This is a genomic window from Pseudomonas sp. JL2, assembly GCF_031570495.1.
Classification (GTDB): domain Bacteria; phylum Pseudomonadota; class Gammaproteobacteria; order Pseudomonadales; family Pseudomonadaceae; genus Aquipseudomonas; species Aquipseudomonas rhizophila.
The window spans coordinates 596,582-610,143 of sequence record NZ_JAKUDH010000001.1; the positions used below are offsets into that span (position 1 = coordinate 596,582).

Sequence of the window (13,562 nt, forward strand, 5' to 3'; positions counted from 1 at the left end):
GAAGCCTATGTCACTGATAGTTCTATTGCTTTTGCCCTTCATCGGCAGCTGTGTCGCGGCGCTGCTGCCGCATAACGCCCGTAACGCCGAATCCTTGCTGGCAGGCCTCGTGGCCTTGGTCGGCACCGTTCAGGTGGCTTTGCTGTACCCGCAGATCGCCGACGGCGGTGTGATTCGTGAGGAGTATTTCTGGCTACCGAGCCTGGGCCTGAATGTCGTGCTGCGCCTGGACGGTTTCGCCTGGCTGTTCGCGATGCTGGTGCTGGGCATCGGCACGCTGGTGTCGCTGTATGCCCGCTACTACATGTCGCCGGACGATCCGGTGCCGCGTTTCTTTGCGTTTTTCCTGGCCTTCATGGGTGCCATGCTTGGCCTGGTGATTTCCGGCAACCTGATCCAGATGGTGTTTTTCTGGGAACTGACCAGCCTGTTCTCATTCCTGCTGATCGGCTATTGGCATCACCGCGCCGATGCCCGACGCGGAGCCTACATGGCCTTGATGGTGACCGGGGCCGGCGGGATGTGCCTGTTGGCCGGCGTGATGATCCTCGGCCATGTGGTGGGCAGCTATGACCTGGACAAGGTCCTGGCTGCCGGCAACGTGATCCGTGACCACGCCCTCTACCCCATCCTGCTGCCGCTGATCCTGATCGGCGCGCTGAGCAAAAGCGCGCAGTTCCCTTTCCACTTCTGGCTTCCCCATGCCATGGCCGCGCCCACTCCGGTATCGGCGTATCTGCATTCGGCCACCATGGTCAAGGCCGGTGTATTCCTGCTGGCGCGGTTGTGGCCGTCGCTGTCGGGCAGTGAACAATGGTTCTACATCGTCGGCGGCGCCGGGGCCTGTACGTTGTTGCTGGGCGCCTACTGCGCGATGTTTCAGAACGATCTCAAGGGCCTGCTGGCCTACTCCACCATCAGCCATCTGGGGTTGATCACCCTGCTGCTGGGCCTCAACAGTCCGCTGGCTGCTGTGGCGGCGGTGTTTCATATTCTTAACCACGCCACCTTCAAAGCCTCGCTGTTCATGGCCGCCGGGATCATCGACCACGAAAGCGGCACCCGCGATATTCGAAGGCTCAGCGGCCTGGTGCGGCTGATTCCGTTCACCGCCACCCTGGCCATGGTCGCCAGCGCGGCGATGGCCGGAGTGCCGCTGCTCAACGGGTTTCTGTCCAAGGAAATGTTCTTCGCCGAAACCGTGTTTATCTCCGCCACGGCCTGGGTCGAGCTGGCGCTACCCATCATCGCCACCATTGCCGGGACCTTCAGCGTCGCCTACTCCCTGCGCTTTACCGTGGACGTGTTCTTCGGCCCCCCCGCCACCGACCTGCCCCATACCCCCCATGAACCGCCACGCTGGATGCGAGCACCGGTGGAGTTGCTGGTGTTCGCCTGCCTGCTGGTGGGCATTTTCCCGGCCCAGGTGGTCGGCTCGTTGCTGGCCGCCGCTGCGTTGCCGGTGGTGGGCGGCCCGTTGCCCGAGTACAGCCTGGCGATCTGGCATGGCCTGAACGCGCCGATGATCATGAGCCTGGTGGCGATGTCCGGCGGCATCGTGCTTTATCTGCTGCTGCGCAATCAGTTCAAACTGGGCCACATCAAGCATCCACCGTTCATTGGCCGATTCAGCGGCAAGCGGCTGTTCGAGCGCTGCCTGGTGCTGATGATGCGCCAGGGCCGACGGCTGGAGCGCAAGATCAGCACCCGGCGCCTGCAAGCGCAGCTGTTCTGGCTGGTGCTGGCCGCCGTACTGGCCGGGCTGATCCCGATGCTCAACAGCACGTTGGTGTGGGGTGACCGGCCGAAGATCCCTGGCTCCATCGTGTTCGTGACCCTGTGGCTGCTGGCAATTGCCTGTGCCCTGGGCGCGGCCTGGCAAGCCAAGTATCACCGGCTCGCGGCCCTGACCATGGTCAGCGTCTGCGGCCTGATGACCTGCGTGACCTTCGTCTGGTTCTCGGCCCCCGATCTGGCCCTGACGCAACTGGCCGTGGAAGTGGTCACCACCGTGCTGATCCTGCTGGGCCTGCGCTGGTTGCCCCGGCGGATCGAGGATGCAGCGCCGCGACCCAACAGCGAACGACGCGCGCGCATCCGCCGCCTGCGGGACTTGCTGCTGTCCATCGCCGTGGGTGGCGGCATGGCGCTGCTGTCCTACGCAATGCTGACCCGTCAGACACCCAACGATATTTCATCGTTTTACCTGAGCCGGGCCTTGCCCGAGGGCGGCGGCAGCAACGTGGTGAACGTGATGCTGGTGGATTTCCGTGGCTTCGACACCCTTGGCGAGGTCACGGTGCTGGTGGCGGTGGCTCTGGCGGTCTTCGCCCTGCTGCGACGTTTCCGGCCACCCAAGGAAAGCATGCAGCTACCGGCCCAACAGCGTCTGCTGGCACCCGATGTGGTCACCGATCTGGTCAACCCGCGCCACGCCAGTGATACCGCGCTGGGGTTCATGATGGTGCCGTCGGTGCTGGTGCGTTTGCTGCTGCCGATCTCCCTGGTGGTGTCGTTCTACCTGTTCATGCGCGGTCACAATCAACCCGGTGGCGGTTTCGTGGCCGGGCTGGTGATGTCGGTGGCGTTCATCCTGCAATACATGGTCGCCGGCACCCAATGGGTCGAAGCGCAAATGAGCCTGCGTCCGCTGCGCTGGATGGGCACGGGGCTGTTGTTCGCCACGGTCACGGGGCTTGGAGCGATGGCCGTGGGTTATCCATTCCTGACCACCCACACCTGGCATTTCGAGTTGCCGGTGCTGGGTGATATTCATTTGGCTAGCGCGCTGTTCTTCGACATCGGCGTCTACGCCGTGGTGGTCGGTTCGACCCTGTTGATTCTCACCGCCCTGGCTCACCAGTCGGTGCGGGCCCACAAGCCTGGCCTGCATCCAAAACCCATTGCACAACCGGTAGCGGGAGGCGCGGCCTGATGGAAGAAGTCATCGCAATAGCAATCGGCGTGCTGGCCGCCTCCGGGGTCTGGCTGGTGCTGCGGCCACGGACGTTCCAAGTGGTCATGGGCCTGTGCCTGCTGTCCTATGGCGTCAATCTGTTTATCTTCAGCATGGGCAGCCTGTTCATCGGCAAGGAGCCGATCATCAAGGACGGCATACCCCAGGACCTGCTGCATTACACCGACCCACTGCCCCAAGCGCTGGTCCTCACTGCGATTGTGATCAGCTTCGCCATGACCGCGCTGTTCCTGGTGGTCCTGCTGGCTTCCCGGGGCTTGACCGGCACGGACCATGTGGACGGTCGGGAGCCCAAGGAATGATGTTGACGCCTCATTTGATCGCCGCGCCGATCCTGCTGCCGCTGCTCACCGCTGCGCTGATGCTCATGCTGGGCGAGAAGCATCGCCCGCTCAAAGCGCGGATCAATCTGTTTTCCAGCCTGCTGGGCCTGGGCATCGCCATGCTGTTGTTGCATTGGACCCAGGACCAGGCCCTGCCCGCCTCCATCGGCGTGTACCTGCCGGGCAACTGGCAGGCGCCGTTCGGCATCGTATTGGTGGTCGATCGTCTGTCGGCGTTGATGCTGGTGTTGACCGGCATCATCGGCGTCAGTGCCTTGCTGTTCGCCACAGCCCGCTGGGATCGCGCCGGCGCGAGTTTCCATGCGCTGTTCCAGATCCAGTTGATGGGCCTCTACGGGGCCTTCCTGACCGCGGATCTGTTCAATCTGTTTGTGTTCTTCGAGGTGCTGCTGGCAGCGTCGTACGGTTTGATGCTGCACGGCTCGGGCCGGGCGCGGGTGTCGTCGGGATTGCACTACATTTCCATCAACCTGCTGGCCTCCTCGCTGTTCCTGATCGGTGCGGCGCTGATCTATGGCGTCACCGGCACGTTGAACATGGCAGACCTGGCGTTGAAGGTGCCCCTGGTACCGGAAGCCGACCGGGGCTTGCTGCACGCCGGGGCGGGCATCCTGGCGGTGGCGTTCCTGGCCAAGGCCGGCATGTGGCCGCTGAACTTCTGGCTGGTGCCGGCCTACAGCGCCGCCAGTGCGCCGGTGGCGGCCCTGTTCGCGATCATGACCAAGGTGGGCGTCTACACGATCCTGCGCCTGTGGACGTTGCTGTTCTCCGGCCAGGCCGGTGCCTCGGCATATTTCGGCGGCGACTGGCTGATCTACGGCGGCATGGCGACGATCATCTGTGCCGCCATCGCCATTCTTGCGGCCCAGCGCCTGGAGCGCATGGCCAGCCTGAGTATCCTGGTGTCCGCCGGAATCCTGTTGTCAGCCATCGGCTTTGCCCAGCCAAACCTGGTGGGTGCGGCGCTGTTTTATCTGGTGAGTTCGACCCTGGCACTCTGTGCGTTGTTCTTGCTGGCCGAGCTGATCGAACGCTCGCGCTCGGCCAATGAGCCGTCGCTGGAGGACGATCTCGATGTCCTGCCTCGGCCACTGGAATCCTTGCAACCGCCCAAGGGCATCAACCTCGATGACGAACAGAAAGCCGTCATCGGGCAAGTCATTCCCTGGACCATGGCCTTCCTCGGCTTGAGCTTCATCGCCTGCACGCTGTTGGTGGTGGGCATGCCGCCACTTTCGGGGTTCATCGGCAAGCTGGGGCTCATGAGCGCATTGCTCAACCCTCAGGGGCCTGGGGACAGTGTGGAACCGGTGTCGAACCAGGCGTGGGGCTTGTTGGCGCTGTTGATCCTGTCGGGGCTGGCGTCGTTGATCGCTTTCTCGCGCCTGGGTATCCAGCGTTTCTGGACGCCGCAAGAACGACCGTCACCCTTGTTGCGACCTTCCGAATGCCTGCCGATCATCGTGCTGCTGGGGTTGGGCATCGCGCTGACCTTCAAGGCCGAACCACTGCTGCGCTACACCCAGGAGGCGGCCGCCGGGCTGAACACCCCCGAACATTATGTGATGTCGGTGCTCGCTACCCGCCCCGTCCCCGGCCCGAAAGCGGACAGCGCACTGACAGAGGTGCAACCATGAAACGTCTGTTTCCTGCTCCGTGGTTGTCCCTGGCACTCTGGTTGCTCTGGCTGCTGTTGAACCTGTCCCTCAGCGCAGGGCATCTGCTGCTGGGAGCGGCACTGGGCGTGCTGGCACCTTTAATGATGCGCCCGTTGCGCCCCAGACCCATCCATATTCGGCGGCCCTGGGCAGTGCTGAGGTTGTTCCTGCTGGTGGGTCGCGAAGTGCTGGTGTCCAATCTGGCCGTGGCCTGGAGTGTGATCAACGCTGGACACCGCCCACCTCGCTCGCGGTTTATCAAGGTGCCGCTGGACCTGCACGATGCCAATGGCCTGGCGGCGCTGTCGATGATCACCACGGTGATTCCCGGCACGGTCTGGTCGGAACTGGCCCTGGATCGCAGCGTCCTGCTACTGCACGTGTTCGATCTGGAAGACGAAGCGGCATTCATTACGCACTTCAAGACCACCTTCGAGCGGCCGCTGATGGAGATTTTCGAATGAGCCCATTGCTGTCCAACGCGATCCTGTTGAGCCTGTTCCTGTTCTCCCTGACGATGGTGCTGACCTTGCTGCGTCTGTTCAAGGGACCGTCAGCGCAAGACCGGGTACTGGCCCTGGACTATCTGTACATCGTGGCGATGCTGATGATGCTGGTGCTGGGCATTCGTTACGCCAGTGACACCTATTTCGAGGCGGCGCTGATGATCGCCCTGTTCGGCTTTGTCGGCTCGTTCGCCCTGGCCAAGTTCCTGTTGCGCGGCGAGGTGATTGAATGAGCGGCGAACTGTCGATGTGGGTCGAAATTCCCGTGGCGATCCTGCTGGTGCTCAGCAGCCTGTTCGCCCTGGCCGGAGCGATCGGTCTGGTGCGTTTGAAGGATTATTTCCAGCGCATGCACCCGCCGGCCCTGGCTTCAACATTGGGCGCCTGGTGCGTGGCGCTGGCCTCGATCATCTATTTTTCAGCGCTCAAGTCCGCGCCGGTTCTGCATGCCTGGCTGATACCGATCCTGCTGTCCATCACGGTACCGGTGACCACCCTGTTGCTGGCCCGCGCCGCGTTGTTTCGCAAACGCATGGCCGGGGATGACGTACCGGCGGAAGTCAGCAGCCGCAGGACCGAGCACGGCGGCTGACCAATTCCTGCGGCGTGTCCGTGGCGGCATTGAAGGCAAAGACAGACATGCGCTGTGCGCCTTCACCTACGCATGCCGCCAGAATTTCACCCGATGCCTCTTACGAAAATGTCCGGTTCGGAACCGAATCAAGGACATGCCGCCGTCGCGCTTCGCTGCGCTTTTTCAGCGTCAAGAAATCGAAATTTGACTCCATAAAGCCGTCTTCTATCGTTCCCCCCGAGACCGCACCCAGGGACCGGGTGGCCCGGACGCCCTTTGAGGGCGCGGTCGTCGATGTCACTACGATCAAGGAGCAACAAAATGTCTGGAGCGACCCAAACAATTGATGTGCTTGTCACGATTGATGCCGATTACCTGATCGCCCATCCTGGCGATGTCGGCGGCGCAGTGGCCATGCTGGTGAGCCGCGATGCAGTCGACAAGCAAGCCAGCGGCAACACCGGCGAAGGTGGCGACGAGTTGTGGATCGACGTGAACCCCGGCGACAACATCCGCTGGCGCGCAACGACCCTGTCGCGCAACTTCGACCGCGTCGCACTGATCACCAACGTCCAGCAAGGCAACCCTCACCAGGGCGGTGATTACCCAGGTTCCATGTCGACCCCGATCTCCTACAACATACCGAATATCCCGGTGCCGTACCTGGACAAAGGCGCCCCCCACGGCATCGCCAAAACTGACGTGACCTACACCTTCTGGCAGTCCACGGCCCTGAACGCAGGAAAACTCTGGTACACCGTTACCTTTGTTCTGCTGGACCGGAACCTGAACCAGATTGGTCCGAACTACAGCTGGGACCCCTACATCACTGTCAACTGACAGATCCCTGAGTTGACCACAGCCCTGACCGGTTTTGTCATACGTCTTCGACGATGAACCGGCCAGGGCTGTGCCCGTTCCCGCCCTCGCCGGCCCCGCTAGACCGCCCCCTCTGTCGTTTCCGTCAGTGCCGCCAGCACCAAAGGATGCAGTACTGCGCCTGGATGCTCGGTTTGCCAAGCACTCAATTGGCGACGCATGGCCGGCGTCCAGAAGTTCTTCATGTGTTGGCGCACACCGTTCACCGCCTGCTCGTGATCCGGTTCACTGGCGAAGTACTGTGCGATCTGGTTGGCCATCTTGATCAGGCTTTCGGAACTCATCGCCGCACCTCGGCTTTCTCGGCATGGCGACGCTCTCTGAGCAGACGTCCCTGTTCATCACTGAAGGCCTGGTAGCGCTTCTGCCATTCGGAAGGCTGGCTGACCCGCACGATCTCGACCGCCGTCACTTTGTATTCCGGGCAGTTGGTCGCCCAGTCGGAGTTGTCGGTGGTGATGACGTTGGCGCCCGATTCAGGGAAGTGGAAGGTGGTGTAGACCACCCCCGGCGCCACCCGCTCGGTGACTTTCGCACGCAGCACCGTCTGCCCGGCGCGACTGCCGATACCGACCCAGTCACCCTCGACGATGCCGCGGTTTTCGGCATCGGTCGGGTGGATTTCCAGCCGGTCCTCTTCATGCCAGGCCACGTTGTCGGTGCGTCGGGTCTGGGCGCCGACGTTGTACTGGCTAAGGATCCGCCCGGTGGTCAGTAGCAACGGATAGCGGCTGTTGACCTTCTCCTCGGTGGGTACATAGCCGGTGAGCATAAAGCGTCCCTTGCCACGCACGAACTGCTCGATGTGCATGGTCGGCGTGCCGTCGGGCGCGGCGTCGTTACACGGCCATTGCAGGCTGCCGTGACGATCCAGTTCGGCGTAGCTGACGCGGCTGAAGGTGGGGGTCAGGCGAGCGATCTCGTCCATGATCTGCGAAGGATGGTTGTAGTGCATCTTGTAGCCCAAGGCATCGGCCAGGGCCACGGTGGCTTCCCAGTCGGCCTTACCGGCCAGCGGTTCCATCACCTTGCGCACCCGGGAAATGCGGCGCTCGGCGTTGGTGAAGGTGCCGTCCTTCTCAAGGAACGAGCTGCCCGGCAGGAACACATGGGCGAACTTGGCCGTCTCGTTGAGGAAGATATCCTGCACCACCACGCATTCCATGGCCGACAGTGCCGCGGTCACGTGCTGGGTGTTTGGGTCACTCTGGGCGATATCCTCGCCCTGGCAGTAAAGGGCCTTGAAGGTCCCGTCCAGGGCCGCTTCGAACATATTGGGAATGCGCAGCCCTGGATCAGGTTGCAGGGTCACGTTCCAGGCCTGTTCGAACTGGACGCGTACCGTCTCGTTGGAAATGTGCCGATAGCCCGGCAGCTCGTGGGGGAAAGAACCCATGTCGCAGGAACCCTGGACGTTGTTCTGCCCGCGCAGCGGATTCACCCCGACCCCTTCGCGGCCAATGTTGCCGGTGACCATGGCCAGATTGGCGATACCCATTACCGAGGTGCTGCCCTGACTGTGTTCGGTGACACCGAGGCCGTAGTAGATAGCGGCATTGTCAACGCTGGCGTACAGCCGCGCGGCGGCGCGGATCTGCTCGGCGGGCACGCCACACACCGGTCCGAGGACTTCGGGCGAGTTTTCCGGCTGGCTGACGAAGTCGCGCCACCGGGCGAAATCCGCTGCCTCACAGCGCTCCTCGACGAAAGGCTGGTTGACCAGCCCCTCAGTAACAATCACATGGGCCAGCGCATTGAGCATGGCCACGTTGGTCCCCGGACGCAGTTGCAAGTGCAGTTCGGCACGGGCATGGGGTGAGTCCACCAGATCGATACGACGCGGGTCGATGACGATCAGCCGTGCGCCCTGGCGCAAGCGACGCTTGAGCTGGGAGCCGAACACCGGGTGAGCGTCGGTGGGGTTGGCGCCCATCACCAGGATCACGTCGGCCTTCATCACCGAGTCGAAATTCTGGGTGCCGGCGGATTCGCCCAAGGTCTGCTTGAGGCCATAACCGGTGGGCGAATGGCAGACCCTGGCGCACGTGTCGACGTTGTTGTTGCCGAAAGCGGTGCGCACCAGTTTCTGCACCAGGTAGGTTTCTTCGTTGGTGCAGCGGCTGGAGGTGATGCCACCGATGGAGTCGCGCCCGTATTTGAGCTGGATACGCCGTAATTCGCTGGCCGCGTAGTTGACCGCCTCTTCCCAGCTGACTTCCTGCCACGGGTCGCTGATGTGCTTGCGGATCATCGGTTTGGTGATGCGGTCTGGGTGGGTGGCGTAACCCCAGGCGAAACGGCCCTTGACGCAGGAGTGGCCATGGTTGGCCTGGCCGTTCTTGTCCGGGACCATGCGCACCAGTTGCTCGCCTTTCATTTCGGCGCGGAAGGAGCAGCCTACACCGCAATAGGCACAGGTGGTGATGACGCTGCGCTCCGGCTGGCCGATCTCCACAACGCTCTTGTCGATCAGGGTCGCCGTCGGGCAGGCCTGGACACAGGCGCCGCAGGAGACGCATTCGGAGTCGAGGAAGTTGTCACCGCCGGCCGCCGCCACGCGGGAATCGAAGCCGCGTCCGGTGATGGTCAGGGCAAACGTGCCCTGGATTTCCTCACAGGCGCGCACACAACGGTTACAGACGATGCATTTGCTCGGGTCATACTCGAAATAAGGGTTGGAGACGTCCTTGGCTTCGGCCAGGTGATTGGCACCCTCGTAGCCGTAGCGCACCTCGCGCAGGCCCACCTGCCCCGCCACCGTCTGCAATTCACAGTTGCCGTTGGCGGCGCACGTCAGGCAGTCCAGCGGGTGATCGGAAATGTACATTTCCATCACGTTGCGCCGCAGATCGGCCAGTCTGGACGTTTGGGTGCGCACCACCATGCCTTGTGTCACCGGCGTGGTGCAGGAGGCCGGGTAGCCACGCATACCGTCGATCTCCACCAGGCACATGCGGCAGGAGCCGAACGCTTCCAGGCTGTCGGTGGCGCAGAGTTTTGGAATGGTGGTGCCGAGCATGGCCGCCGCGCGCATCACCGAGGTGCCAGAGGCGACGCTGATTTCGCGGCCATCAATGGTCAGGCTGACCTGCACGTCGCTTTCACGTGCCGGGGTGCCAAGGTCGATATCGCTGCTTGGGTCGAAGATATTGATCATTGGTCGGCCTCCGTGGTCGCCAGACCGAAGTCGGCGGGAAAATGCTTGAGGGCGCTGCCGACGGGAAAGGAAGTCATCCCACCCAAGGCGCAGAGCGAGCCGTACTGCATGGTGTCGCAAAGGTCTTGCAACAGCAGTGCCTGCTCCTGGCGGGCAGCGGCATCGGTGCTGGCGATCAAGCGGTCCACCACTTCCACGCCACGGGTGGAACCGATCCGGCACGGCGTGCACTTGCCGCAGGATTCCTCGGCGCAGAACTGCAAGGCAAAACGGGCCATCCGGGCCATGTCCAGGCTGTCGTCGGCAACCACCACACCACCGTGGCCGAGCATGGCGCCCATGGCGGCGAATGCCTCGTAGTCCAGCGGTGTGTCGAACTGCGAAGGCGGCACCCAGGCACCCAACGGCCCGCCCACTTGCGCGGCCTTGAGCGGCCGCCCACTGGCGGTACCGCCCCCATAACCTTCCACCAGCTCACGCAGGCTCAAACCGAAGGCGCGCTCTACCAGGCCGCCGTGACGGATGTTGCCCGCCAGTTGAAAAGGCATCGTGCCCAAGGAACGGCCCATGCCGAAATCACGGTAAAACTGTGCGCCCTTCTCCAGGATCACGGGCACCGAGGCCAGGGTCAGCACGTTGTGGACCAGTGTCGGCAGCCCGAACAAACCTTGCAGCGCCGGCAATGGCGGTTTGGCGCGAACAGTGCCGCGCTTGCCCTCCAGCGATTCCAGCAGGGCGGTTTCCTCACCACAGATGTAGGCCCCCGCGCCCACCCGGACTTCCAGCTCGAACGCGCGACCGCTGCCGCCCACGTTCGTCCCCAGATAACCTGCCTGGCGAGCGATGCCCAGGGCAGCATTGAGGGTGGCTACCGCGTCCGGGTATTCCGAACGCACGTAGATGTAGCCCATGGTCGCGCCGACAGCGATGCCCGCGATAATCATGCCTTCGATCAAAAGGAACGGATCGCCCTCCATCAGCATGCGGTCGGCAAACGTGCCGGAGTCGCCCTCATCGGCGTTACACACCACATACTTCTGTGCGCCTACCGCATCTCGAACGGTGCGCCACTTGATGCCCGCCGGGAACGCCGCGCCACCGCGGCCGCGCAGGCCGGAATCGAGCACGCTGGCGACCACGTCGGCGCCGTCCATCTGGATCGCCCGCGCAAGCCCGAGAAAACCACCTTGGGCACGGTAATCGTCCAGGGACAGCGGTTGAGTGATGCCGGCACGCGCAAACAGCAGACGCTGCTGGCTTTTGAGGTACGGGATTTCCTCGACCAGCCCCAAGGCCAACGGATGACTGGCGGGATCTCCTGCCAGGGCATCAAGCAGGCTCGGCACGTCTTGCGGCGTGATCGGGCCAAAGCCCAGTCGGCCCTCGGCGGTTTCAAGCTCCAGCATCGGCTCCAACCAATAGAGCCCACGGGAGCTGGTGCGGCGCAGTTCAAGCGGCAGTTGTCGACGCTCAGCCTCACTCACCAGCGCCACGGCAACCTTGTCCGCCCCCACGGCACGGGCCACTGAATCACGGGGGATACAGAGCTTCAGCATGCGCCCTCCTCCAGACAGCCCTTCACCAGCTCGCGCAAGCGTTCGGGGGTTAACCGTGCATGCAGCTCGCCGTCCAGTTCCAGAGCAGGTGAACAGACGCAGGCACCCAGGCAATAGACGGGACGCAGGCTGATGCTGCCATCGGCACTGGTGCCATGGTCATCCAGCGCCAATTGCTCACGCAACTGCGCAGCCAGACCTTCGGCCCCCATGCTCTGGCAGGACTCGGCCCGGCACAGACGTAGCGTGTGGCGCGCCGGCGGCGAGGTACGGAAGTCGTGGTAGAAGCTGATTACGCCGCGCACTTCAGCCTGGCTGAGGTTCAAGGCATGGGCAATCTCCGGGACGGCGGCGTCGGGAACGTACCCGCAGCCTTCCTGGATGGCGTGGAGAATCGGCAGCAAGGCACCGGGAGTGTCCTTTTCGCGCTGCAACACGCTATGAATCAGAGGCAGGTGAAGCGTCTCATCAGGCATAAACGTACCTCGGCATCTCGAACGATACCGCCGCAACGCGACGGCCGTCCGGAGTCTTGGCTGCGGTGCCGGGCCACGTCACGGACGCGTGGCTGATCCAGTCACCATTCTCGCTCTCCGGCCAAGTGTCTAGGCGCACCAGGTCCGGGGCATCGTTACAGCTTGCCACTCCCGGGGGGCGGCGATTGCACACAGACGACTTAACGTATCCTGAAAGCGACTTAAGCCGGGAAGCAGTCAGCCCTCATAGCTTAATTCACTATTGGGTATTGGCCAGCCGATGCTACCGGTGGTGGTTTTTGGGGGCTACATATCCTCGCGCTTAGGCGAGCTGCTCGAAAGTTGTCTTGTCGAGGTGCAAATACTTATGACTCGCGGTATTTCAATGGATGAGTTCCTGAGCGGTGGCTGCCAATTGACGACCAACCCGATCCTTTAACGTGTCGATGAAGCGGGTGATTTTTGCGTCGACAAACTGTCGTGAATTGTAGATGGCATAGACGTTGCGCTCATACGTATGGAAGTCAGGCAGAACCCGCACCAGCTTCCCGGAGCGCAAATCCTCGACGGCCGTAAACCCGGCCAGCAACCCAATTCCGGCCCCCTCCCGAATAGCCACCGCCATCGCATCCATATCGTTCACGCTGAAACTTGGCCCGGCAGGGACAAATGTCGCGTCGCCCGCCTTGCTCTTCAGTTGCCACTCATCCCTGACATAGTCCACGGTGCCCAGCAGCAGACACTGGTGATCATCGAGATCCTTCGGCGTCACGGGCGGCGCATGTCGAGCCAGATAGTCTGGTGACGCCACCAGAACGCAATGGCTGACACCGATCTTTTGGCTGACATACGCCGAATCAGGCAGCGTTCGGGCAATCAGAATCGAGACATCGAGCTGGTCTTCAAGCAGGTTAGGCATACGTTGGGAAAGCAATAGATCCACGGTGACATCCGGAAAATGTTTGCGGTATTCCAGCACGGCCCCCGTGACCAGATGCCGAGCCAGTCCAGGTACACAATGCACACGGAGTGTTCCCCTGGGCTGCAAGGCCGCGTTGCTTGCTTCGGCTTCCGCACTCTCAAGATCAGCCAGAATTTTCGTGCACCGCTCATAGAACCGCCGCCCCGCATCAGTGACCGACAGGCGCCGGGTCGAGCGCTGCAACAGACGCGCATCGAGCACATTTTCGAGCGCAGAAACAGCACGCGATACGTTACCTACTGTGGAGTCCAGATGATTTGCCACGGCAGTGAAACTGCCCATCTCGACAACCTTTATGTAGACCGACATGTTCGAAAGCTTATCCATTGCGACCTTCCTTCAGATCTGACGCATACCCGTGACAACACGCATTTTTCCATGATGCTACACGCTCGGCCCGATGCTCGATATTACCTCTGCTGACAACAATGATTCCCTCTGGGCCGACTAAAT

General features: G+C 62.4%; 12 protein-coding genes. 7 read left to right on the plus strand and 5 right to left on the minus strand.

Going from position 1 to position 13,562, the window contains the following annotated elements; all coding sequences use genetic code 11:
• The first annotated feature begins 7 nt into the window (after positions 1 to 7).
• The 7 genes from MKS85_RS02690 (at position 8) to MKS85_RS02720 (ending at position 6,899) form a co-directional block, all read left to right on the plus strand.
• Complete coding sequence (locus MKS85_RS02690; protein WP_310662656.1) at positions 8 to 2,935, plus strand: monovalent cation/H+ antiporter subunit A; 2,928 nt, start codon at positions 8 to 10, stop codon at positions 2,933 to 2,935.
• On the plus strand, positions 2,935 to 3,279 hold the full coding sequence (locus MKS85_RS02695) for a Na+/H+ antiporter subunit C (protein ID WP_047225720.1): 345 nt from the start codon (positions 2,935 to 2,937) through the stop codon (positions 3,277 to 3,279). The genes MKS85_RS02690 and MKS85_RS02695 overlap by 1 nt, the downstream gene beginning before the upstream one ends.
• Positions 3,276 to 4,958 carry a monovalent cation/H+ antiporter subunit D gene (locus tag MKS85_RS02700; RefSeq protein WP_310662657.1) on the plus strand — a complete coding sequence of 561 codons (1,683 nt, stop codon included), beginning with the start codon at positions 3,276 to 3,278 and terminating at the stop codon, positions 4,956 to 4,958. Before MKS85_RS02695 ends, MKS85_RS02700 begins: the two co-directional genes overlap by 4 nt.
• The gene (locus MKS85_RS02705) at positions 4,955 to 5,443 is read left to right on the plus strand and encodes a Na+/H+ antiporter subunit E (RefSeq protein ID WP_139049914.1); all 489 of its coding nucleotides are present in this window, start codon (positions 4,955 to 4,957) and stop codon (positions 5,441 to 5,443) included. The genes MKS85_RS02700 and MKS85_RS02705 overlap by 4 nt, the downstream gene beginning before the upstream one ends.
• Complete coding sequence (locus tag MKS85_RS02710; protein ID WP_047225717.1) at positions 5,440 to 5,718, plus strand: K+/H+ antiporter subunit F; 279 nt, start codon at positions 5,440 to 5,442, stop codon at positions 5,716 to 5,718. Before MKS85_RS02705 ends, MKS85_RS02710 begins: the two co-directional genes overlap by 4 nt.
• Positions 5,715 to 6,077, plus strand: a complete 363-nt coding sequence (locus tag MKS85_RS02715) for a Na+/H+ antiporter subunit G (RefSeq protein ID WP_047225716.1) — start codon at positions 5,715 to 5,717, stop codon at positions 6,075 to 6,077. Before MKS85_RS02710 ends, MKS85_RS02715 begins: the two co-directional genes overlap by 4 nt.
• Positions 6,078 to 6,380: 303 nt before the next feature.
• The gene (locus MKS85_RS02720) at positions 6,381 to 6,899 is read left to right on the plus strand and encodes an AidA/PixA family protein (protein WP_047225715.1); all 519 of its coding nucleotides are present in this window, start codon (positions 6,381 to 6,383) and stop codon (positions 6,897 to 6,899) included.
• A 98-nt stretch (positions 6,900 to 6,997) separates the two neighbouring features.
• Here the strand turns inward: MKS85_RS02720 and MKS85_RS02725 are convergent, their stop codons facing one another.
• From MKS85_RS02725 to MKS85_RS02745, 5 genes are all read right to left on the minus strand, one after another.
• The gene (locus MKS85_RS02725; RefSeq protein ID WP_274090131.1) at positions 6,998 to 7,222 is read right to left on the minus strand and encodes a formate dehydrogenase subunit delta; all 225 of its coding nucleotides are present in this window, start codon (positions 7,220 to 7,222) and stop codon (positions 6,998 to 7,000) included.
• Positions 7,219 to 10,095, minus strand: coding sequence for a formate dehydrogenase subunit alpha (fdhF, locus tag MKS85_RS02730; RefSeq protein WP_310662658.1), 2,877 nt, complete (start codon positions 10,093 to 10,095; stop codon positions 7,219 to 7,221). The genes MKS85_RS02725 and fdhF overlap by 4 nt, the downstream gene beginning before the upstream one ends.
• Positions 10,092 to 11,651: an NADH-quinone oxidoreductase subunit NuoF gene (locus MKS85_RS02735; RefSeq protein WP_139049911.1), complete on the minus strand. Its 1,560-nt coding sequence runs from the start codon at positions 11,649 to 11,651 to the stop codon at positions 10,092 to 10,094. The genes fdhF and MKS85_RS02735 overlap by 4 nt, the downstream gene beginning before the upstream one ends.
• On the minus strand, positions 11,645 to 12,127 hold the full coding sequence (locus tag MKS85_RS02740; RefSeq protein WP_047225711.1) for a formate dehydrogenase subunit gamma: 483 nt from the start codon (positions 12,125 to 12,127) through the stop codon (positions 11,645 to 11,647). Before MKS85_RS02740 ends, MKS85_RS02735 begins: the two co-directional genes overlap by 7 nt.
• A gap of 382 nt (positions 12,128 to 12,509) precedes the next feature.
• Positions 12,510 to 13,436, minus strand: a complete 927-nt coding sequence (locus MKS85_RS02745) for a LysR family transcriptional regulator (protein WP_047225710.1) — start codon at positions 13,434 to 13,436, stop codon at positions 12,510 to 12,512.
• Between the last annotated feature and the right edge of the window lie 126 nt (positions 13,437 to 13,562).

What these genes read in the sequence shown, in the direction of transcription:
- MKS85_RS02735 (WP_139049911.1), bottom strand. Translation starts at nt 11,651, where the DNA reads ATGCTGAAGCTCTGTATCCCCCGTGATTCAGTGGCCCGTGCCGTGGGG.
- MKS85_RS02695 (WP_047225720.1), top strand. Translation starts at nt 2,935, where the DNA reads ATGGAAGAAGTCATCGCAATAGCAATCGGCGTGCTGGCCGCCTCCGGG.
- MKS85_RS02705 (WP_139049914.1), top strand. Translation starts at nt 4,955, where the DNA reads ATGAAACGTCTGTTTCCTGCTCCGTGGTTGTCCCTGGCACTCTGGTTG.
- MKS85_RS02690 (WP_310662656.1), top strand. Translation starts at nt 8, where the DNA reads ATGTCACTGATAGTTCTATTGCTTTTGCCCTTCATCGGCAGCTGTGTC.
- MKS85_RS02725 (WP_274090131.1), bottom strand. Translation starts at nt 7,222, where the DNA reads ATGAGTTCCGAAAGCCTGATCAAGATGGCCAACCAGATCGCACAGTAC.
- MKS85_RS02715 (WP_047225716.1), top strand. Translation starts at nt 5,715, where the DNA reads ATGAGCGGCGAACTGTCGATGTGGGTCGAAATTCCCGTGGCGATCCTG.
- MKS85_RS02710 (WP_047225717.1), top strand. Translation starts at nt 5,440, where the DNA reads ATGAGCCCATTGCTGTCCAACGCGATCCTGTTGAGCCTGTTCCTGTTC.
- MKS85_RS02745 (WP_047225710.1), bottom strand. Translation starts at nt 13,436, where the DNA reads ATGGATAAGCTTTCGAACATGTCGGTCTACATAAAGGTTGTCGAGATG.
- MKS85_RS02700 (WP_310662657.1), top strand. Translation starts at nt 3,276, where the DNA reads ATGATGTTGACGCCTCATTTGATCGCCGCGCCGATCCTGCTGCCGCTG.
- MKS85_RS02740 (WP_047225711.1), bottom strand. Translation starts at nt 12,127, where the DNA reads ATGCCTGATGAGACGCTTCACCTGCCTCTGATTCATAGCGTGTTGCAG.
- MKS85_RS02720 (WP_047225715.1), top strand. Translation starts at nt 6,381, where the DNA reads ATGTCTGGAGCGACCCAAACAATTGATGTGCTTGTCACGATTGATGCC.
- fdhF (WP_310662658.1), bottom strand. Translation starts at nt 10,095, where the DNA reads ATGATCAATATCTTCGACCCAAGCAGCGATATCGACCTTGGCACCCCG.